At 37.1% G+C, this 21,110-nt stretch carries 20 protein-coding genes; 17 read left to right on the top strand and 3 right to left on the bottom strand.

What is annotated here, in order from left to right:
• Positions 1–39 precede the first annotated feature (39 nt).
• Positions 40–699, top strand: a complete 660-nt coding sequence (locus ACFQU5_RS01220; protein ID WP_390283892.1) for a tetratricopeptide repeat protein — start codon at positions 40–42, stop codon at positions 697–699.
• A gap of 280 nt (positions 700–979) precedes the next feature.
• Here ACFQU5_RS01220 and hisA read toward each other — a convergent pair whose 3' ends face one another.
• Entirely contained in the window at positions 980–1,738 is a 759-nt protein-coding gene (hisA, locus tag ACFQU5_RS01225) for a phosphoribosylformimino-5-aminoimidazole carboxamide ribotide isomerase (protein ID WP_390283894.1), read from the bottom strand.
• 176 nt (positions 1,739–1,914) lie between these two features.
• On the opposite strand from hisA, the gene recD2 reads away from it, so the two are divergent.
• From recD2 to ACFQU5_RS01250, 5 genes are all read left to right on the top strand, one after another.
• A complete protein-coding gene (gene recD2, locus ACFQU5_RS01230) occupies positions 1,915–4,404 on the top strand; it encodes an SF1B family DNA helicase RecD2 (protein ID WP_390283896.1) in 2,490 nt (829 codons plus the stop codon).
• A gap of 145 nt (positions 4,405–4,549) precedes the next feature.
• Positions 4,550–5,200: an SIMPL domain-containing protein gene (locus ACFQU5_RS01235; RefSeq protein WP_390283898.1), complete on the top strand. Its 651-nt coding sequence runs from the start codon at positions 4,550–4,552 to the stop codon at positions 5,198–5,200.
• A 338-nt stretch (positions 5,201–5,538) separates the two neighbouring features.
• Positions 5,539–5,961, top strand: coding sequence for a DUF1801 domain-containing protein (locus tag ACFQU5_RS01240; RefSeq protein ID WP_390283900.1), 423 nt, complete (start codon positions 5,539–5,541; stop codon positions 5,959–5,961).
• A gap of 65 nt (positions 5,962–6,026) precedes the next feature.
• Positions 6,027–6,797 (top strand): sporulation protein, encoded by a 771-nt coding sequence (locus ACFQU5_RS01245; RefSeq protein ID WP_390283902.1) that lies wholly within the window; start codon positions 6,027–6,029, stop codon positions 6,795–6,797.
• Between the two features lie 115 nt (positions 6,798–6,912).
• Positions 6,913–8,067 (top strand): MFS transporter, encoded by a 1,155-nt coding sequence (locus ACFQU5_RS01250; RefSeq protein WP_390283904.1) that lies wholly within the window; start codon positions 6,913–6,915, stop codon positions 8,065–8,067.
• Between the two features lie 12 nt (positions 8,068–8,079).
• Here the strand turns inward: ACFQU5_RS01250 and ACFQU5_RS01255 are convergent, their stop codons facing one another.
• The gene (locus ACFQU5_RS01255) at positions 8,080–8,763 is read right to left on the bottom strand and encodes a TerC family protein (protein ID WP_390283906.1); all 684 of its coding nucleotides are present in this window, start codon (positions 8,761–8,763) and stop codon (positions 8,080–8,082) included.
• A gap of 167 nt (positions 8,764–8,930) precedes the next feature.
• On the opposite strand from ACFQU5_RS01255, the gene ACFQU5_RS01260 reads away from it, so the two are divergent.
• The 6 genes from ACFQU5_RS01260 (at position 8,931) to ACFQU5_RS01285 (ending at position 15,164) form a co-directional block, all read left to right on the top strand.
• The gene (locus tag ACFQU5_RS01260; RefSeq protein WP_390283908.1) at positions 8,931–9,725 is read left to right on the top strand and encodes a GNAT family N-acetyltransferase; all 795 of its coding nucleotides are present in this window, start codon (positions 8,931–8,933) and stop codon (positions 9,723–9,725) included.
• 701 nt (positions 9,726–10,426) lie between these two features.
• Positions 10,427–13,087, top strand: a complete 2,661-nt coding sequence (gene alaS / locus ACFQU5_RS01265) for an alanine--tRNA ligase (protein WP_390283910.1) — start codon at positions 10,427–10,429, stop codon at positions 13,085–13,087.
• Positions 13,088–13,258: 171 nt separating this feature from the next.
• Positions 13,259–13,525 carry an IreB family regulatory phosphoprotein gene (locus tag ACFQU5_RS01270; RefSeq protein WP_036201762.1) on the top strand — a complete coding sequence of 89 codons (267 nt, stop codon included), beginning with the start codon at positions 13,259–13,261 and terminating at the stop codon, positions 13,523–13,525.
• An 8-nt stretch (positions 13,526–13,533) separates the two neighbouring features.
• On the top strand, positions 13,534–13,950 hold the full coding sequence (gene ruvX, locus ACFQU5_RS01275) for a Holliday junction resolvase RuvX (RefSeq protein WP_390283912.1): 417 nt from the start codon (positions 13,534–13,536) through the stop codon (positions 13,948–13,950).
• 247 nt (positions 13,951–14,197) lie between these two features.
• Positions 14,198–14,503: a DUF1292 domain-containing protein gene (locus ACFQU5_RS01280; protein WP_390283914.1), complete on the top strand. Its 306-nt coding sequence runs from the start codon at positions 14,198–14,200 to the stop codon at positions 14,501–14,503.
• A gap of 139 nt (positions 14,504–14,642) precedes the next feature.
• On the top strand, positions 14,643–15,164 hold the full coding sequence (locus ACFQU5_RS01285; protein WP_390283916.1) for a DUF1292 domain-containing protein: 522 nt from the start codon (positions 14,643–14,645) through the stop codon (positions 15,162–15,164).
• Between the two features lie 585 nt (positions 15,165–15,749).
• Here ACFQU5_RS01285 and ACFQU5_RS01290 read toward each other — a convergent pair.
• Positions 15,750–16,001 carry a hypothetical protein gene (locus ACFQU5_RS01290; protein WP_390283918.1) on the bottom strand — a complete coding sequence of 84 codons (252 nt, stop codon included), beginning with the start codon at positions 15,999–16,001 and terminating at the stop codon, positions 15,750–15,752.
• Positions 16,002–16,089: 88 nt separating this feature from the next.
• Between ACFQU5_RS01290 and mltG the strand changes: the two genes are divergently transcribed.
• The 5 genes from mltG to udk all read left to right on the top strand — a co-directional run bounded on the left by mltG (position 16,090) and on the right by udk (position 20,948).
• The gene (mltG, locus tag ACFQU5_RS01295) at positions 16,090–17,214 is read left to right on the top strand and encodes an endolytic transglycosylase MltG (protein ID WP_390283920.1); all 1,125 of its coding nucleotides are present in this window, start codon (positions 16,090–16,092) and stop codon (positions 17,212–17,214) included.
• Positions 17,215–17,444: 230 nt separating this feature from the next.
• Positions 17,445–18,077 carry an O-methyltransferase gene (locus tag ACFQU5_RS01300; protein WP_390283922.1) on the top strand — a complete coding sequence of 211 codons (633 nt, stop codon included), beginning with the start codon at positions 17,445–17,447 and terminating at the stop codon, positions 18,075–18,077.
• Between the two features lie 6 nt (positions 18,078–18,083).
• On the top strand, positions 18,084–19,016 hold the full coding sequence (locus ACFQU5_RS01305; protein ID WP_390283924.1) for a peptidase U32 family protein: 933 nt from the start codon (positions 18,084–18,086) through the stop codon (positions 19,014–19,016).
• A gap of 16 nt (positions 19,017–19,032) precedes the next feature.
• Positions 19,033–20,310 (top strand): peptidase U32 family protein, encoded by a 1,278-nt coding sequence (locus tag ACFQU5_RS01310; protein ID WP_390283926.1) that lies wholly within the window; start codon positions 19,033–19,035, stop codon positions 20,308–20,310.
• Complete coding sequence (gene udk / locus ACFQU5_RS01315; RefSeq protein ID WP_036201769.1) at positions 20,310–20,948, top strand: uridine kinase; 639 nt, start codon at positions 20,310–20,312, stop codon at positions 20,946–20,948. The genes ACFQU5_RS01310 and udk overlap by 1 nt, the downstream gene beginning before the upstream one ends.
• The last annotated feature ends 162 nt before the right edge of the window (positions 20,949–21,110 follow it).

Consider the following 21,110-nt stretch of genomic DNA (forward strand, 5'->3'; position numbering starts at 1 on the left):
CAAAAAACTATGATAAGCTCCAAGTGTAGAGGTGAAAAAATGGATTATAATGAAATAGGAATACGTGCATTCCAAGAAAAAAGATATGAAGATGCGGCAAAGGCATTTACAGAAGCGATTGAAAATAATCCTAATGATGCCATTGGCTATGTGAATTTCGGGAATTTGTTAGCATCAATGAACGATAATGAACGAGCAGAACGATTTTTTCAAAAAGCTATTACAATTGATGAAACTACAGCCACTGCTTACTATGGATTAGCGAATCTATACTACAATGCAGAACGTTATATTGAAGCAGCAAAGCTCTATCAAAAAGCAATCGAGCATGGAATTCAAGGGGCAGATGCTTATTATATGTTGGCTAAATCCTTCGAACGTGATGAAAAAGTAAAGTTGGCTCTACCATACATGCAAAGAGCCGCTGAACTTGCACCGGATGACCTACAGATTCGTTTATCGTTCGGGATTTTGCTTTGTACATTAGAAATGTTCGATGTGGCCAAAGGCGAGCTTGAATTTGTTCTGGAAAATGATCCTAAAAATGCAGATGCACATTATAACCTAGGTGTCCTATATGCAGTTTCAACAGAAGAAACAGAGCGAGCAAGGCAACATTTAAAGGAAGCATACACACTTGATTCAAACTTCGATCAAGCAAAATATATTTACGATATGATTAGTCAGAGATTTAATTAACTTGTCGGCCCATTGTGGGTCGGCAAGTTTTTTACTTTACAAAATTTATAGAGTGATTTCACTATGAAAAAGGATACTAATGGAAGAAATTTAGTTTCTTCAGGTTTATTGAGGGAATAAAATTAAAAACTGCTCATACTATTTCCCTTGTCTATTGATTATTAGTGAAAATAGGTTTTCTAAATTTGTAAAGCGGTTGTCAGATGAATAATTTATTGGGTATTAGAAGGAGAAAAACGTATTGTTATTCTCCTTTTTTTATTAAAACAAGTATTAACGGTTATTTCTTTTTGCAAAACTCAACAACTTCGCGATAACTTAAATCTCCTCCGAAAATATCTAGGGAACTTCCAATTGTAACATGAAGTCTACCTTTCGTAAGGTCTCTGAATTTTTCTAGGTCCTCTAGTGAACTTACGCCACCTGCATATGTAGTTGGAATAGTTGTCCAAAGTGCTAAATCTTGGACAAGCTCTTCTTGCATACCACTTCGTTTTCCTTCAACATCTACTGCATGAATCAGTAACTCATCACAATATTGTTCAATGTCAGAAATAGATGCTTCGTTTACTTCAAAATCACTAAACTTTGTCCATTTATCTGTTACAACAAACCATTTACCATCTCGTTTTCTGCAGCTTAAATCGATGACGATATGTTCTTTTCCTACTTCTTGCACAAGCTTTTCTAGTCTTTCCATATCTAATTTTCCGTCATGAAAAATAAAAGAAGTAACAATTATGTGAGTTGCACCGGCATCAATATATTTTTTCGCATTTTCAGAAGTTATTCCACCCCCGATTTGTAAACCGTCTGGATAAGTTTGTAATGCGAGAAATGCTGCATCCTCGTTACCTGCGCCGAGCATAATGACATGTCCGCCGGTTAAACCGTCTTTTTTAAACATTTCTGCATAATAGGCTGCATCTTTATCTGATATAAAGTTCTCAACTACGAATTTGTCTTGATGGCCTAATGTGCTGCCGACAATTTGTTTAACTTTCCCATCATGCAAATCAATACAAGGTCTTAATTCCACTCTTCTTCACAAATCCTTTCTGATTTCCACTGTGTATTTAAATACAAATATCTTCATAATTATCATAGCATTCTGTATATAAAAAATCGAGGCGCGCTATCTTTTTTCATTATAAGACAGTTATTCGTTCATATGGTAAAATCAAAAGTATTATGGCAAGAGAAGGGGTAGTAAGGATGGCAGAAAATCTGAATTTATTTGAAGTGAATAAATTGTTTATTCTTGGCCGTCCAATTGTGTCCATTTTTCATAATGCGACAAATATGTATTCAATTGTTCGAGTAAAAATACAAGAAACAAATTTACAATATGACGACAAGGAGATTATCGTAGTAGGCTATTTTCCAAAATTAAACGAAGAAGAATTGTATCGATTTACAGGTACCCTAAAAACTCATCCAAAGTATGGACAACAATTTCAAGTGGATACATTCGTAAAAGAGGTACCAGCTACAGAACAAGGCATCATTCATTATTTATCAAGTGATTTGTTTTCAGGAATTGGTCGGAAAACGGCAGAAATGATCGTTGAGAAATTAGGCGTAGATGCGATTCGTATAATTATGGAGGATCCCTATGCTCTAGACAGTGTTCCGCGGTTGAATGAAGAGAAGAAAGCGAATATTCGCCAGACACTGGAACAAAATCTTGGTCTTGAAAAAGTCATGATCAAGCTAAATGAATGGGGTTTTGGTCCACAATTAGGGATGAAAATCTATCAAACTTATCGTGAAGAAACGATTACACTCCTCACTGAAAATCCATTTCGACTAATAGAAGATGTAGAGGGCGTCGGCTTTGGAAGAGCTGATGAACTTGGCAGTAAGTTGGGAATAACTGGAGCACATCCGGACCGCATAAAAGCAGCAGTTTTGCATGTGCTAACAAATGCGTCCCTTTCGGATGGACATGTTTATCTGGACGCAGAGCATGTTTTGCCGGAAGTAAAATCGATGCTGGAACAACGGCAACCGCAGGAAATTCCTTATGAGAATATTTCAAAAGCAATCATTGAAATGAGAGAGGAAAGTAAAATTTGCGGAGAAGAGACACGACTTTATTTGCCTTCTCTTTACTATAGTGAAGTTGGGATTGCCTCAAAAATATTAGAGCTTTTAAATCAAAATGCAAAACAACGATTTTCAAAAGATGAAATTCGAAAGGCTATTGGAGAAGTTGAAGAGCGATTAGATGTTTCATACGCCGAAACACAAGCAAAGGCTATTGAGTGTGCACTAAATTCTTCACTCATGATTCTAACTGGCGGTCCAGGTACAGGAAAAACGACAGTGATTCGTGGTTTCGTTGAAGTGTATGCAGAGCTCCATGGGTTGTCTCTAAATCCAAAGGAATATGCACAAAAAGAAGAGCCGTTCCCAATTGTTTTAGCGGCACCTACCGGAAGAGCAGCAAAAAGATTAGCTGAATCTACCGAGCTTCCTGCAATGACGATCCATCGATTACTTGGATTTAATGGTCAAGAAAAAGAAGAAGAGACAGAACGGGAAATCGAAGGGCGGCTCATTATTATTGATGAGATGTCGATGGTCGATACATGGCTTGCTCATCAGCTGCTTAAAAGTATAAGTGAAGGCGTACAAGTCGTTTTTGTAGGAGACCAAGATCAATTGCCTCCAGTTGGACCAGGCCAAGTATTAAAGGATTTGTTGGCATCCCAAAAAGTACCGACTGTTGAATTAACGGATGTTTACCGTCAAGCTGAAGGTTCAACAATTATCGAATTAGCCCACCAAATCAAAAAAGGAAATATTCCTCATTCAGTTGAAAACAAAACGAGTGATCGTTCCTTCATTAAAGCTTCAGCCGATCAAATTGCAAGCGTAGTGACTCAGGTTGTCAAAAGTGCGGTATCAAAGGGGCAATCGATACGCGATATTCAAGTGCTGGCTCCTATGTATAAAGGTCCAGCTGGAATCGATATGCTGAATAAAAGGATTCAGGAGCTAGTAAACCCTAATGATGACGGGAAGAGAAAAGAGTTTGTCTTTGGTGATGTAACCTATCGAATTGGGGATAAAGTCTTGCAGCTTGTCAATCAACCTGAAAGTAATATTTTCAATGGTGATATGGGCGAGGTTATTGCAATTATTCGAGCGAAGGAAAATATTGAGAAGCAGGATTTACTTGTTGTTTCTTATGATGGCAATGAGGTTACCTACCAGCGGGGAGATTTAAATCAAATTACACTTGCCTATTGTTGTTCAATTCATAAGTCGCAGGGAAGTGAATTCCCAACGGTTATTATGCCGATTGTCCGAGGGTATTCAAAGATGCTTCGACGCAACCTTCTATACACAGGGATCACACGAGCGAAAAACTTTTTAATTCTTTGCGGCGAACCGGATGTTTTTACTGCTGGACTTTCCAAAACAGATGATTTATTGCGCCTAACGAGCTTAAAAGCTAGATTAAATCCAATGTTGATTGATGAAGAAAAAGAGGCCCAGGCGGAACCAACAGAAGAATCAAATTCAGGTATTGAACCACAGGAAGTAGAAGAGCAACAGGAAGGATTTTATGTAAAAGGCGAAGTGCTGGCCCCGGTATTAAATACAGAAACTGCACCGTATATCCACCCGTTGGTAGGGATGAATGGTGTATCACCCTATGACTTTTTAGAAAATGAGCAGGAGAGTCTAAAATAATAAAGCTAACTCAAGTTTTCGCTAGGTTCAAGAAGCGTACTGGGTTTCTTGGCAGCTTCCCTTGAATTAACCAGCCAAAAAAGAATGCAAATATCATACTTTCCTAGCATATAGTAGTTTTATGGAAAAAGGGAAGGTGATATTTGTGGATTATATTGGTGGAAATCAACACCCATCTCACAAAATTCGTGTCATCACTGTAGAAGGCAATAGTAAATTTGAAGTGAAACCGGATTATGCAACATTACAAGTAGAAGTAATTACGCAATCGAAAGATTTAAGTGAAGCACAAAGAGAAAATGCGCTTAAAATGAATCAGGTCATTCAATCTTTATTAGCCTTGAATATTGACAGAAACGATATTCAAACCGCATTTTTCAATGTTTTTCCAGGTTATGATTATATAGAGGGAAGACAAGTATTTAGGGGTTACGAGGTAACAAACGCGATCAATGTCGAGGTTCATGAACTAAATGAAGTAGGTATTGTTATTGATACAGCAATACAAAACGGTGCAAACCGCATTACCCAATTGGAGTTTAAACTAGAGAACGATGCAGCCTATTATCAAAAGGCATTACAATTAGCCCTTCAAAATGCCAATGAAAAAGCAAATGCGATCGCCTCGTCACTAAGGCTTACTTATATGCCAGTTCCAATAGAGATTACTGAAGAAACTACAGGCGGCCCGATATTATATAAATCCGTTGCCGCTGCTCAAAGCAATTTGGAGACACCTATTGAACAGGGTATGATTTCGGTGGAAGCAACTCTAAAGGTTAAATATCAATTCTAGAGCATAGAGAATCTACTAACAAATAAAACGTGTAGACAAAGTCAATTATTCGACTTTGTCTACACGATTTTTAAGGTGATAAGGCGGTCCGCCGAAGCATTGACCCAGATGGAACAAATGTTCATGAGGGGATGAGCGAGGTAACCAACACACCGATGAAAGTGTTGGTCAAAAGTCTGAGAGAACTTATTTTGTAAGTTCTCTTTTTTGCGAGAGGGAATAATGCATCAAATATCGAAAGCATTATTGATCAATCTTTAAATTGAATGAAGTTCACAATATATGTATCAAGATAATAATAGAGAAGATGAATAATTGAAACGAAGAAGGAGATCACTATGGCTAAATACGAACAAAAAACGAAAGAAACAGATCAAAGTGTCGTTGAATTTATAGAAACGGTGGAAAGCTCGAAAAAAAGAGAAGATGCATATAAACTACTGAGAATTTTCGAAGAAACGTCGGGTTTTGAAGCAAAATTGTGGGGACCAAGTATTATCGGATTTGGTTCTTATCATTATAAGTATGAGACAGGACATGAAGGGGATGCACCACTTGTAGGATTTTCTCCAAGAAAAGCTAAAATTAGTTTATATTTTGCTACAGGTGATACAGAAAGGGAAAAACTACTCGAAAGTTTTGGAAAACATACGTCCGGAAAGGCTTGTGTGTATATAAATAAACTAGCAGACGTTGACGAAGAAGTATTAAAAGAGCTAATCAAAAAATCAATCGTATTTTTAAAGAAAATGTATCCTTAAAATTGAAACTTTTATAAGAATATAGCGTAAAAAGAAGAGAATACAATTTGATGGGAGTGCTTTAAATGGCTTTTTTTAAAAAATTAGGAGCTAGTATTGGGATTGGTTCTGCGAAGGTTGATACAAAATTAGAAAATTCCTCTTATGAAGCAGGTGAACAAATAAAGGGTGAAGTTGAGATTTATGGAGGAAAGGTTGAACAACAGATTAATGCCATCTATTTAACTTTATATACAACTTACATTAAAGAAGTTGATGACAATAAGTATACTGCTAATGCACCGATTCAGAAGTTTAAAGTTAGTGATCCATTTCTTATTAATGCGAACGAAACAAAAACCATTCCATTTTCATTTGCCATCCCACTGGATGTTCCGATTACAATAGGAAAAACAAAAGTGTGGGTTGCTACTGAATTAGATATTCAAAGTGGCGTGGATTCAGGAGATAAGGATTACATTGATATACGACCATCAAAAATTGCATCTAGGGTACTGGACGAAGTACAACAATTAGGGTTTAATTTGCGTCAAGTAGAATGCCAACAAGCATCATACAAATATAGAAGCAATTACCCATTTATTCAGGAATTCGAATTTGTACCAACGAGTGGTGCTTTTAGGGGTCGACTAGATGAGTTGGAAATTGTCTTCCTTTCTCAATCTCAAAGCCAAGCAGAATTACTAATGCAAGTCGATCGAAAAGCAAGAGGCTTCGGAGGATTTTTAGCCGAAGCGTTAGATAATGATGAAACACACGTTAAAATGACTGTAACTCAACAAGATTTACATACATTGGGAGAACAGTTAAAACAAGTAATATCAAGATATTCTTAAAATTAAAGTAGTCGCTATAAGTCAAAAGCTTATAGCGGCTTTTTACATTTTTATCTATTTTTTCAAATATGAAATATGCTATGATTCAAATTATATTGGAGGTTGAATTGCAATTATGAACGATCAACGTTGGTTGTCCCAAAATTTCTTTATCTTCTTCTTTACCTGGGGCGTATATTTGCAGTATTGGTCAGGTTGGCTGAGTGAAGCAAAAGGATTATCGGTATCACAAGTAAGTCTCATTATGGGCTTTGGTTTAGTAGCACGAGCCATCTCGACGATGTTTGTTTTCCCATTGGCTTCGAAATATTTAAGCGATAAAAAATTAACGCAATTTTTAGTAATAAGTGCATTGATTTCTGCAATTCTGTATATCCCTTTTAATAACTTTGTCCCGTTGTTCATTGTAACGATGATATTTAGTTTATTTTATCCTTCGTTATTACCTGCTATAGAAAGCAGTGCATCCACGCTTGTACAGAAAGGGAATGTCCACTACGGAAAAAGTCGTTCCTATGGATCAATCAGTTTTGTAATTTCTGTTTTTATCCTTAGTATTATTATTGGATACTTAGGCGAGAATGTAATCTTATGGTGTATGATTGGCTATTTAGTCATTATGTTAGGTTTGCAAGCGATGCCAGCTCCAGAAGTATTAAGCATGAAACCGTCAGTAGAAGACCGCTCACAAAAATTTTCGATGGGAAGCTTGTGGAAAATAAAAGGTTTCCCGGTTGTGATGGTAATTATTATCCTGCTGCAGGGATCGCTTGCCTCATATTACAATTATAGCTATTTGTATTTACAGAAATATTTGGAAGTAAATACTTTTTATATCGGGATGATTCTGAACGTTGCAGTACTATTTGAAATTTTATTCTTTTTGAAGGTCGATCATCTTTTTTCTAAATGGAAAACTTCTTCATTGTTGCTTCTTGCAGGTTCTGGTTCCACTTTAAGATGGGTGATGATTTTCGCATTTCCAAATGTGTGGCTGTTTATATTATCGCAAGTCTTGCATGCACTTGCATTTGCGATGTCCCATTATGCATTTGTTCAATACATAACACGTAATTTGCCAAAACAGCAATTATCCAATGCACAAGGATTATATTCTGCCTTAGCAACAAGTTTAAGTGCGGCTGTTCTGACCTTGTTTGGAGGATTCCTATATAAAATAGAACCTGGCCTGGCTTTTTTAGGAATGATTGTTGTCACTGTTCCGGCCATAATAATTATTCTCTTAACGAAAAAGAGCTATCAATACTAGAAGAAGTCGTCCCTAGTTCGGGGCGACTTCTCTACGTTTTACTAAGTATTTTACTGATAAACCAATGATCATAACGACACTTACGACAATTAACTCAAATCGATATATAGCTTCTTGGGTTGTGAAAAAAGGGGAGATATAGCTGTCCTTTACAATCATTTTCGATGCTGTCCATGTTAATAGTGCGGACCCTAATACGATAATGAACGGGAATTTTTCCATTAATTTTGTTACAAATGCACTGCCCCAAACAACAATTGGAATGGAGACGATGAGACCGATGATGACGAGCAGGATACTGCCATGTGCCGCACCAGCTACAGCGATAATATTATCAACACCCATTAATACATCTGCTAATAGAATTGTGCCGATTGCACCCCAAAAGTTCTTTTTGCTAGGTTTCACATTAAGGTCTTCTTCTGTCAGTAGAAGTTTGTACGAAATATACAATAGTAAAATACCGCCTACTAATAGGAGACCGTCATACTGAAGTAGTTTAACAGCAACTAGTGTTAGTAGAATACGAACTAAAATGGCACAAAAAGTTCCCCAAAAAATAACGGACTTTTGCTGACTCTTCGGCAAATTTTTTGCAACTAGACCGATCAGTAAAGCATTATCACCAGCAAGAATTAAATCGATAAAAATTATAGTGATTAAGGCAGATAGAAATTCACCAGACAATATTTCCACTACATTTTCGCTCCAATCTTTTTTAGCAATGTTCGTCCACTTATCAATCAATATATGAACCTTGTCCCTTTTTAAGACGTAAAAAGGGTGTTTTCTCCTGCTATTGATATTTTATGAAATTTGTGGTAATTTCTTTAATAATTTTATTGTAGTTATGGGGGATGGATATGATAAAAAAGCTTACTGAAGCAAATCGAAAGCAATTGATGGAGTTTGTTTGCCAAAAGCCAGCCGAGAACTTATTCATTATCGGTGATGTTGAGGCATTTGGTTTTGATCATGAGTTTCAAACGCTCTGGGGCCATTTTGGAGAAGCAGGGGAGCTTATTGCTGTACTTTTAAAATATGAAAGTAACTATATACCATATGCTCCAGGGGAATATGATATAGAAGGCTTCGCAAAAATCATCAATAGTGATTCGAATATGCGCGAATTATCGGGATTAAAAGAAGTAGTAGAAAAGCTTGAGCCTCTCATTCCAAAGAAAAAACGAAGCAGCAATTCATTTTACTATGCGAAATGTCAAAGGTTGTTAGAAAATAAGAGGGACGAGGAGTTAGTGAGAGTTGAAAAGCTAACTTTAGATGAAATCGAAGAGAATGTTGAACTTCTAAAGGAAGTACCTGAATTTCAGACCAGCAATATTACTGTGGAATCAAAGAAACGTATGATCGAAAATAAAACAGGACGTACATACTTTATTCGTGCGGATGGTGAAATGGCGACAACTGCCTCTACAACAGCCGAAAATAGCTCTTCTGCGATGATTATTGCTGTTGCTACAAAAGAGAAATTCAAACGGCAAGGACTTGCTACAGATTGTATGATTAAACTATGTAAGGACCTTTTAGCTGAAGGAAAAGAGCTTTGTTTATTCTATGATAATCCAGAAGCTGGAAAAATTTATAAGCGTTTGGGATTTGTTGATATCGGATTTTGGAATATGTATCGCTATGAGTAATGGATCATGTAAAATAGTTATAATTGACACAATCTAATCCATTTCATATAATTTATTAGAAAATACGAATTTATTCTATATATGGATTTTCGTATACTGATTTTTAAAGAAGGCAGTATTTAAATCAGTAGTGTAAAATAATTAAAACAATGATGGAAAAAGTAAGTTTATGCAGTTCGTACAGAAAGAGATTCCTCAGGCTGAAAGGATCTTACGTAAAGCATTAACCGAAAGCTACTCCTGAGTGCAGCTAATCCCTGCCGTTCACTTACGTTACAGTGCTTGAGATATAAGTTTGGTTGATTACTTTAGCCTTTAGAGATGGAGGCTAAAAAGAAATCGCTTGCCAGTCAAGGCGTGACGACTTAAATAACCGGAGTGACCATAAAGGGTCATGAGGATTATTTAACGAGGAACAACGAAGAATGAAAGCGATTGACTTTAGCCGACCTTATAAATTAGGGTGGTACCGCGAAACTATAGTCTTCGTCCCTTTACCGGGGATGAAGGCTTTTTATTTTGCTGAAAATATGAATTGGCGGAATTAGCTAGCATTTTTGTTGGGGAAACTGTGATAGTCTCGGATATTTCCATTGTACAGGAGGATTTTAATTCCAAAGTGGGGGAAAAATTCTTAAAATCTAAAACTTAACACCATCATGTATAAACAAACTTAACTTAATTTTGGAGGTAGTATTAAGATGAAAACATCAGATATTCGTCGCAAATATTTAGACTTTTTTATTGAAAAAGGACATGCTCAAGAACCATCAGCACCACTAGTACCAATTAATGACGCTTCATTACTTTGGATTAACTCAGGTGTTGCAACATTAAAGAAATATTTTGATGGACGTGTTATTCCTGACAATCCTCGTATCACAAATGCACAAAAATCAATTCGTACAAACGATATTGAAAACGTAGGGAAAACAGCTCGCCATCATACATTTTTTGAAATGTTAGGAAACTTCTCGATAGGAGATTACTTTAAAAAAGAAGCGATTCACTTTGCGTGGGAGTTCTTGACGGATTCAAAATGGATGGGATTCAATCCAGAGTTATTATCAATTACGATTCATCCGGAAGATAAAGAAGCATATGATATTTGGAAAAATGAAATCGGAATTCCAGAAGAACGATTAATTCGAATTGAAGGGAATTTCTGGGATATCGGGGAAGGTCCATCTGGTCCAAACTCTGAGATTTTCTATGACCGTGGACCTGAATATGGGAACGATGAAAATGATCCTGAATTATATCCAGGGGGAGAAAACGAACGTTACCTTGAAATTTGGAATTTAGTATTCTCACAATTCAACCATAACCCAGATGGTACTTATACGCCGCTTCCAAAACAAAATATTGATACGGGTATGGGTCTTGAACGGATGGCATCTGTTGTTCAAAATGTACCAACGAACTTCGACACGGACTTATTCATGCCAATTATCGAGAAAATTGAATACTTTGCAAATCGTCCATACAAACGTCCGGGTGAAATCGATTTAAAAGAAATTTTCGGTAGTGAAGAAGATATTAATACACCATTCAAAGTGATTGCTGACCATATTCGTACTGTCGCATTTGCTATTGGGGATGGTGCACTTCCTTCAAATGAGGGACGGGGCTATGTATTACGCCGACTATTACGCCGTGCTGTTCGTTATGCAAAACAAATCGGAATCGAAAAACCATTCATGTTTGAACTAGTTCCAACAGTTGGTGAAATTATGCAAGACTTCTACCCTGAAGTGAAAGAAAAAACGGAATTCATTCAACGAGTGATCAAAAACGAAGAAAACCGCTTCCACGAAACACTTGATGGTGGATTAGCAATTCTTTCAGAGGTTATTAAAAAAGAGAAAGCTGCAGGATTAAATGTCATTCCTGGTAACGATGCATTCCGTCTTTATGATACGTATGGCTTCCCAGTAGAACTAACAGAAGAATATGCTGAAGAAGCTGGAATGACTGTCGACCACGAAGGCTTTGAATCGGCGATGGAAGAACAGCGTGAACGTGCTCGTGCAGCGCGTGCCGATGTGGATTCAATGCAAGTTCAATCAGAAGTTTTAGCGAACTTGAAGCAAGAATCTAATTTTGTTGGCTATGATACTCTATACACGGAAACAAAAATTGTGGCCATGGTAGCAAATGGTAACATTGTCGAGGTGGCTTCAGAAGGAGAAGAGGTTCTCGTAATTCTAGCTGAAACTCCTTTCTACGCTGAAATGGGTGGCCAGGTTGCAGACCATGGGACAATTGAAAATGAAACATTCAAAGCTTTTGTAAAAGATGTACAAAAAGCTCCAAATGGTCAAACACTTCATACTGTTGTGGTTGAATCTGGTGAAATGAGCTTAAATGATAATGTTGAAGCAAAAGTTGATCGTGATGAACGTAATCTAGTTGTCAAGAACCATACAGCAACACATATTATGCAACGTGCTTTAAAAGATGTCTTAGGTGACCACGTTAACCAAGCGGGTTCTTATGTTGGGCCAGATCGATTACGCTTTGACTTCTCTCACTTTGGTCCAGCCACAAAAGAAGAAATTGAAAAAATTGAACGTATTGTTAATGAAAAAATTTGGGATGATATTGAAGTAGTTATTGAAGAAATGCCAATTGCAGAAGCAAAAGAAATGGGAGCAATGGCATTATTTGGTGAAAAATATGGCGATCTTGTTCGTGTTGTTCAAGTAAGTGACTATTCAGTTGAACTTTGCGGCGGCATTCATGTAAAACGTTCATCCGAAATTGGTTTATTTAAAATTGTTTCTGAAGCTGGTATTGGGGCAGGTACTCGCCGTATTGAAGCTGTTACCGGTAAAGCAGCTTATGAAGCTGTAAAAGAAGAACAACGTATCCTGGAAGAATCAGCTAACCTATTAAAAGCAAATCCAAAAGATTTAGTTGCACGTGTTGAAAACCTGCAACAAGAATTAAAAGAGCAACAACGCGAAAATGATGCATTATCACAAAAAATGGCCAATTCCCAAGCAAGTGCAGTATTGGATGCCGCTCAAAAAATTGGGGATGTAACAGTATTAGCAACCAAAGTTGATGCAAAAGATAACAATCAACTGCGACAAATGATGGACGATCTAAAAGGTAAGTTAGAAAAAGCAGTCATCGTACTTGGCGCTGTTGATGGTGAGAAAGTTATGTTATGTGCTGGTGTATCGAAGGAGCTAGTTGGTGGGAATTACCATGCAGGGAATATCGTGAAAACTGTAGCAGAAGCATGCGGAGGTAAAGGCGGCGGTCGTCCAGATATGGCGATGGCTGGTGCAAAAGATGCTTCGAAACTTGAAGAAGCATTAGTTTCTGTGTATGATTACGTTAAATCAATTTAATATTTATGCTAGTAGAGAGAAATTCTCGTATTACAAATTTACAATAGGTAACAAAATATGGTGAGAATACCATTCCAATATTTGATTGATAGCAAGAATAAGTTATAATAAAGAAAATGGGGATGTAGACCGTCTTTACATCTCCTAATTTCTGAAAGCGAGGTGCTGGTCTTGAGTTCGTTTGATAAAACAATGAAATTTAGTTTCCCGGAAGAATCAATGGAACAAGAAGTAAAGCAAGTGATGCTGAAGGTGTACTCTTCACTAGAGGAGAAGGGGTATAATCCTACAAACCAAATTGTAGGGTATCTTTTATCTGGTGATCCGGCATACATCCCTCGCCATCAGGATGCAAGAAATTTAATACGTAAGCTTGAGCGTGATGAAATACTTGAAGAGCTGGTAAAGTTTTATATTAAGAAGAATAATGAGGCATAATAGTAAATATGAGAATTATGGGTTTAGATGTAGGTTCAAAAACAGTCGGCGTTGCTATCAGCGATGCGTTAGGATGGACAGCGCAAGGTATTGAGACTGTAAAAATTAACGAAGAAGCAGGCGATTTTGGAATTGAACGTATAAAAGAGCTTGTAAAGGAATATGCTGTTACCGAATTTGTGGTAGGCTTTCCTAAAAATATGAATAATACAGTCGGTCCGCGTGGCGAAGCTTCTAAAGATTATAAAACTTTATTAGAAGAAACCTTCCATTTACCTGTCAAACTGTGGGACGAACGCCTAACAACAATGGCCGCAGAGCGAATGCTGATCGATGCCGATGTTAGCCGAAAAAAACGCAAACAAGTAATTGATAAAATGGCGGCTGTAATGATTCTACAGGGGTATTTAGATAGTAAGAATTAACATTCGCCAAGGCGAATGTTAATTCTCTCCCCCGAATGCAAAGTGACAGGGGTAAAAGAGGGCGTTTGTGAAATTGAAACGTTCTGCCTCAAAAGCTTCGAAGAAGGCAAAAAGCTTTCTGATTTGATATAGTAGCAAAAAGGGTATAGAAACTCTTTGCCTCGAGAAACTGTAAAAGAGGCGAAAAATAGAAACCTTCGCACTTCAAGTGTAGCAGGTTTGAAATTTAATGAAGAGGTGACCAATAATGGTACAAGAACACGATCACGAACAACGTAATATTACGATTGTCGACGAAAACGGAAATGAACAATTATGCGAAGTAATCCATACTTTCGATTCTGAGGAATTTGGTAAATCGTATGTTCTTTATTCTTTAGTAGGCGCAGAAGAAGATGATGAAGGTCAAATTGAAATTTTCGCATCTGCATTCACACCATCTGAAAACGGTGAAGACGGTGAGTTAGAACCGATTGAAACTGAAGCAGAGTGGGATTTAATCGAAGAAGTTTTAAATCAACTTGAAGATCAGTTGGATGAAGAAGAAGAATAAGATTTAAAATGAAAAGGTAGGCGTAAATTTGCCTACCTTTTTTCTACTGATAAAGAAGTAATCTAAGGAAATTATAATTTCAACTTACTACTTTATTTTGCGTAAGTGGGATTTACAACACTATTTGGAGGTGCCTAAAATGGACGAGCAATATTTTAAAATTCAATTAGAGGATGGTACTGAACAGCAATGTAGAGCAATTATGACGTTTGACAGTGAAGAACATTCTTATGTGTTATATTCAATAGTTGATGAAAATGGAAATGACAGCGAGGAAGTTTCTGCACTTCGTTTTGAACTCGATGAGAACGGGGAAATGACCGATTTTACTTCTCTAGAAACAGAAGCAGAGTGGGAAATGGTTGATGAGGTTCTTAATACGCTAATAGCTGAATTCGGTGACGGAGAAGAAGATTTTTTTACAATTTCAGATGAAAATGATGAAGACGTGGTATGTGAAGTAATCCATCGTTTTGAATTAGAAGAGTTTAATAAATCCTACATTCTCTATACATTTGCGGATCAAGAAGAAGTTGGCGAAATTTTCGCAGCATGCTATATTGCTGGTGAAAAAGGGGAAGTACAAGACCTGCTGCCAATAGAAACTGATGAAGAATGGGAAAAAGTTGAACAAGAGCTTCAGTCATTGAATCAAAAATAAAATAATTACGAGTTAGGAATAATCCAATGTGTTGCTTAACACATTGGATTATCCTTTTTTATGGTTTTGTTACGAAATGTAAAATGGTTGCTCTATCGGATTTCAGATAACTTAGAGGACTGAGGATGTTTTCTCCAAGTCCATTGTCATGACTTTTTTGTTGTACTGGGAACCGAGATTGGACTTCGCTGCCCGATTCCACTTGTTTATGGCAACATCGGTCACTGAGACTATGTCTAGAACCCCGATTCCGCTAGTTTATAGTAGCATCGGGAACTGAGACTGTGTCTAGAACCCCGATTCCGCTAGATTATAGTAGCATCGGTCACTGAGACTGTGTGTCGAAGCCCAATTCCGCTAGTTTATAGTAGCATCGGGAACTGAGACTGTGTCTCGAACCCCGATTCCGCTAGTATATAGCAACATCGGGAACTGAGGCAGCCTCTCGAAGCCTAATCCTACTATTTATGGCAGTACGGGGCACTGAGACATCATTGCTCCTGTCGCTGCGCTTTCGGTGCAGACAAAACCCGTCACATATCGAAACAGAGTTGTTTCTGTAATAAGTGCCTATGCTTATCAAAGTCATTGCTTCTGTCGCTGCGCTTTCGTCACAGATGAAGAGTGTCCATACTCTGCAAAGTTTTCGTTTAAGAATATTGCGCCTGTCGCTGTCGCTTCCGGCGCAGATGAAGAGTGTCCATACTCTGCAAAGTTTTCGTTTAAGAATATTGCGCCTGTCGCTGTCGCTTCCGGCGCAGATGAAGAGTGTCCATACTCTGCAAAGTTTTCGTTTAAGAATATTGCACCTGTCGCTAACGCTTTCGGTGCAGACAAAACCCGTCACATCCGTGGGATGTGACGGGTTTTGTTGTCACCATTTGTATTTTCTTGTATCATATTAGGAGATGTAAGGGGGTACCTGATGGATAATAATGAATCTAAAAAACAAGAGATGATAGAAAAAATGAAAATACGTAAAAAAGAAGGACGAGTTGTACGTCGCATTGTGACAATCGTGACGTTAGTTATTTTATTAATCATCGGAATTGTAGGAGTGAGTGGTTATTTCTATGTAAAATCCGCTCTTCAACCCATCAATCCGGAAGCTACAGCTGAAATACCAGTAGAAATACCAATGGGTTCTGGTATCTCGACAATTTCGTCGATTTTAGAAGAAAACGGTATTATTAAAAATGCACGTATTTTTAAATATTACACAAAGTTTAAAAATGAATCGAACTTCCAAGCTGGTGATTACATTATGACACAGTCCATGACACTTGATGAAATTATCGAAAGCTTAAAAACAGGTAAAGTTTATCATGAACCAGTATTTTCTGTTACTGTTCCTGAAGGGTTAACCTTGGAGCAAATTTCGGAAATTGTAGCTAAGCATACGGAATACACAGCTGAACAATTCATGGAATTAGTTACGAGCAAAGAGTTTATTCAAAATATGATGGCTACTTATCCGGATTTAATCACTGAGGAAGTTTCAAATGCTAATATTCGATATGCATTAGAAGGTTATTTATATCCTTCAACATATGCTTTCTATGAAGAGAGTCCGTCATTACAAGAAATCGTTTCTATGATGATTTCGTTAACAAATGATGTTGTCACGCAATATGATAGCTTGCTTGAAGAGAAACAAATGACACCACATCAACTTCTGACTTTTGCCTCTTTGCTTGAAGAGGAAGCAACTGCTCAGACAGATCGAGAAACGATAGCTAGCGTATTTTATAATCGTTTGGAAATTGACATGCCGTTGCAAACCGATCCTACTGTTTTGTATGCGTTAGGCTCGCATAAAGACCGGGTCTTATATGAAGATTTAGAGGTGGAAAATCCGTATAATACTTATGTCATTCAAGGGTTACCTCCAGGGCCGATAGCAAATGCCGGTAAAATTTCAATTGAAGCAGCCCTTAATCCTACAGATACAGAATATTTATATTTCTTAGCTGATCCTGAGGGCAATAATCACTTTGCTAAAACCTATGAAGAGCATTTACTAAATATCGACGAATTTTTAGAACAATAACCGGAATATTCCAGAAGGAAACGAGTAGATTTATTATTTTACGAAATAGTTTCGAAACGAGACTTTTCACTCTTAGAATAATGAAGATTTATTCGCTTTCCTTCTCTTTTCATGATATTATAAGTTGTGATTTTTTTGACAGAGAAGATAGAAATTCTAATACTTTCCTACTATTTAATCAAATTTTTTCTTTAAAAAAGTATAAAATCAATTTTAAAGGGGTTCACATAATGGAAATTTCTAACTCTTACATAGAATCCTTTATACAGCCAAGAAACGGGTTATTATTGGAAATGGAGAAGTATGCAAAAGAACATCATGTCCCGATTATGCAATTGTCAGCGATAGATGTGCTAAATCAGCTGCTTCGAATTCAAAATCCATCTAGAATATTAGAAATAGGGACAGCTATTGGTTATTCCGCTCTACGAATGGCTAGTACTTTACCAGAGTGTACAATTGTTACTGTTGAAAGGGATACAGAACGAGTAAATCTTGCAAAGCAATTTATTGCACGTTCTGAAGCAGGTAATCGAATTACAGTGATTGAAGGCGATGCGTTAGAAGTGGATGTGGAAAGTATACAATCTACTTTTGATGCTGTTTTTATTGATGCGGCGAAAGGCCAATATATGCGCTTTTTTGAAAAATACTCACCATTGGTTCCTTCAGGCGGTATTTTATATATCGATAATATGTACATGCATGGATTATCTGATTTAGATATAAAAGAAGTGCCAAGGCGTAAAAGAACAATGATTCGCAACTTGAAAACTTTTGCTGACTGGATAATGGCACACCCGGATTATGATAGTACATTTTTCCCGGTCGGTGATGGCTTATTAATTTGTTTAAAGAGGTGACGAATAATGAAAAAACCTGAATTATTAGTGACACCAAAGTCAGTAGATCATATTAAGGCATTAATCAAAGTGGGAGCAGATGCTTTTGTTATTGGAGAACAACAATTTGGTTTGCGTCTAGCAGGTGAATTTTCTGTAGGAGATGTGGAGGAAGCAACACAGCTAATCCACGGAGCAGGGAAAAAAGTGTATGTAGCAGTAAATGCAATTTTCCATAATGACCGTTTAGATGCTCTAGACAACTATTTAAAAGAAATGCAACGAATTGGTGTCGATGCTTTAATTTTTGGTGACCCAGCTGTGGTCGTGGCAGTTCGTGAATTAGAAATAACGATTCCGCTGCATTGGAGCCCGGAAACAATTGCAACGAACTGGTTCCAAGCAAATTATTGGAATGAACGAGGAGCAAATCGAGCAGTTCTTGCCCGTGAACTTTCATTAGACGAAGTTATTGAAATTAAAGAGAATGCTAAGCCTGAAATCGAAGTACAAATTCATGGTATGACATGTATGTTCCAGTCCAAACGCTCGCTTTTAGGGAACTATTTCTTATATCGTGACAAAGTAATGGAAATTGAAAATCGTAAAGCTAATAAAAATATGTTCTTACACGACAAAGAACGTAAAAATAAATACCCGATTTATGAAGATGTAAACGGTACACATATTTTCTCTCCAAATGATATGTGTCTTATTGATGAATTAACCGAGCTTTTTGAAGCGGGAATTGATTCACTAAAATTTGACGGTGTACTACATACGGAAAATTACATCAATACGGTAACTGAGTGCTATCGCCAAGCAATTGATGCATATTTCGACAATGGCGAAAATGGGTATGAAGAGATTAAGGATGAGCTATTAGGAAGAATTGAAGAAATCCAACCAGAATTACGTCCATTAGATACAGGATTTATCTTTAAAGAAACAGTTTATTAGAAAGGAGTACTTTGCCTTGTTACAACTAATAGAAAACGAAAAAATTCGCGAAACTGTAAATGGTAAACGTGTTATTACTAAAAAACCTGAGTTGCTGGCACCAGCTGGAAGCTTGGAGAAGTTAAAGGTAGCGGTTCACTATGGTGCAGATGCTGTATTTATTGGTGGTCAAGAATTTGGACTGCGTTCGAATGCGGGTAACTTTACCATTGAAGAAATGCGCGAAGGTGTCGAGTTTGCGAAGAAATATGGTGCAGTTATTTATGTAACAACGAATATTTTTGCACATAATGAAAATATGGCCGGATTAGAAGAATATCTACAAGCAATTGAAGGTGTCGGTGTGAGAGGCATTATAGTCGCGGACCCTTTAATTATTGAGACCTGTCGTCGCGTGGCACCGAAACTTGAAATCCATCTTTCGACACAGCAGTCACTATCGAATTGGAAAGCTGTGAAGTATTGGAAGCAAGAAGGGCTTCATCGTGTCGTTTTAGCCCGTGAAGTTGGTGCAGAAGAAATGCTTAAAATGAAACAAGAGGTTGATATTGAAATTGAAGCCTTCGTTCATGGAGCAATGTGTATTGCCTATTCAGGTCGATGTGTTTTATCAAATCACATGACAGCTCGTGATTCAAACCGTGGTGGTTGCTGTCAGTCTTGCCGTTGGGATTACGATTTGTATGAAGAAGTAGATGGTGAGGAAAAAGCAATGTTTAACGAAGGTGATGCACCGTTTGCCATGAGTCCAAAAGACTTGAAACTGATCGAATCTATTCCCCATATGATTGAGCTTGGTATCGATTCATTAAAAGTTGAAGGTCGTATGAAATCAATTCATTATGTAGCAACTGTTATTTCTGTTTACCGTAAAGTAATCGATGCTTATTGTGCAGACCCGGAGAATTTCCAGATTAAAAAAGAATGGCTTGAAGAATTAGATCGCTGTGCAAACCGTGCCACTGCATCAAGTTTCTTTGAAGGAGAGCCAAGCTATGAACAGCAAATGTTCGGAACGCATGCCTCTAAATTGAAATGGGATTTTGCAGGTCTAGTTCTTGATTACGACCAAGAAACACAGATGGTTACTTTACAGCAGCGAAATTATTTTAAACCAGGTGATACAGTCGAATTTTTTGGTCCTGATATAGAATCCTTTAAATTAGAAGTTGGCCAAATTTGGGATGAAAAAGGGAATGAACTGGAAGTTGCCAACCATCCATTGCAAATTATTAAATTTAAGTGTACGCGTCCGTTGTTCAGCTACAACATGATGCGAAAGGAGAATATTTAATGTCCAAAAAGCGCCCTTTAGTAATAGGGATTGCAGGCGGTTCATGCTCAGGGAAAACGAGCGTGACTCATGCCATCTATGATGTCTTTCGTGAGCATTCCGTTGTTGTAATTGAACAAGATTACTATTATAAAAATCAAAGTCATTTAACATTTGAAGAACGTTTGAAAACAAATTATGACCATCCATTAGCTTTTGATAATGATTTATTATTGGAGCATATCAATACATTATTACAAAGACAGGCTATCGATAAACCAGTCTATGATTATGTAAATCATACACGTGCCGATGAAGTAATCCACGTGGATCCAAAGGATGTAATTATCCTGGAAGGTATCCTTGTTTTGGAAGACAAACGGTTAAGAGATTTAATGGATATTAAATTATTTGTCGATACCGACTCAGATCTACGTATAATTCGTCGTATTGAAAGAGATATTAAAGAACGAGGCAGAACAATTGATTCTGTAATCGAACAATATCTAACTGCCGTTCGACCAATGCATAACTTATTTATTGAACCAACAAAAAGATACGCAGATGTCATTATCCCAGAAGGTGGAGAAAATGAAGTAGCGATTGACTTAATGGTAACAAAAATTAAAACAATTCTTGAAACTACAACAATTGTGTAATATGATGAGTGAGTATTGGAATTAATTAGTATATACAAATATTACGTTTACTAGTCAAATTCGGTTATTAGTTAAGTGGGTATAGGGACTTCTAATCATTCCCAAAACCTCATATGCTTAACTATTAACCGGGTTTTATTATTACATCTTGCAGAGAAAACG

The organism is Ureibacillus sp. GCM10028918 (assembly GCF_042666115.1).
Taxonomy (GTDB): Bacteria; Bacillota; Bacilli; order Bacillales_A; family Planococcaceae; genus Ureibacillus.

Bases quoted from the DNA above. Each gene is read 5' to 3' on its own strand.
- ACFQU5_RS01250 (WP_390283904.1), top strand. From the start codon at position 6,913: ATGAACGATCAACGTTGGTTGTCCCAAAATTTCTTTATCTTCTTCTTT.
- ruvX (WP_390283912.1), top strand. From the start codon at position 13,534: ATGAGAATTATGGGTTTAGATGTAGGTTCAAAAACAGTCGGCGTTGCT.
- ACFQU5_RS01260 (WP_390283908.1), top strand. From the start codon at position 8,931: ATGATAAAAAAGCTTACTGAAGCAAATCGAAAGCAATTGATGGAGTTT.
- alaS (WP_390283910.1), top strand. From the start codon at position 10,427: ATGAAAACATCAGATATTCGTCGCAAATATTTAGACTTTTTTATTGAA.
- ACFQU5_RS01300 (WP_390283922.1), top strand. From the start codon at position 17,445: ATGGAAATTTCTAACTCTTACATAGAATCCTTTATACAGCCAAGAAAC.
- mltG (WP_390283920.1), top strand. From the start codon at position 16,090: ATGGATAATAATGAATCTAAAAAACAAGAGATGATAGAAAAAATGAAA.
- ACFQU5_RS01305 (WP_390283924.1), top strand. From the start codon at position 18,084: ATGAAAAAACCTGAATTATTAGTGACACCAAAGTCAGTAGATCATATT.
- ACFQU5_RS01220 (WP_390283892.1), top strand. From the start codon at position 40: ATGGATTATAATGAAATAGGAATACGTGCATTCCAAGAAAAAAGATAT.
- udk (WP_036201769.1), top strand. From the start codon at position 20,310: ATGTCCAAAAAGCGCCCTTTAGTAATAGGGATTGCAGGCGGTTCATGC.
- ACFQU5_RS01240 (WP_390283900.1), top strand. From the start codon at position 5,539: ATGGCTAAATACGAACAAAAAACGAAAGAAACAGATCAAAGTGTCGTT.
- ACFQU5_RS01245 (WP_390283902.1), top strand. From the start codon at position 6,027: ATGGCTTTTTTTAAAAAATTAGGAGCTAGTATTGGGATTGGTTCTGCG.
- recD2 (WP_390283896.1), top strand. From the start codon at position 1,915: ATGGCAGAAAATCTGAATTTATTTGAAGTGAATAAATTGTTTATTCTT.
- ACFQU5_RS01285 (WP_390283916.1), top strand. From the start codon at position 14,643: ATGGACGAGCAATATTTTAAAATTCAATTAGAGGATGGTACTGAACAG.
- ACFQU5_RS01280 (WP_390283914.1), top strand. From the start codon at position 14,198: ATGGTACAAGAACACGATCACGAACAACGTAATATTACGATTGTCGAC.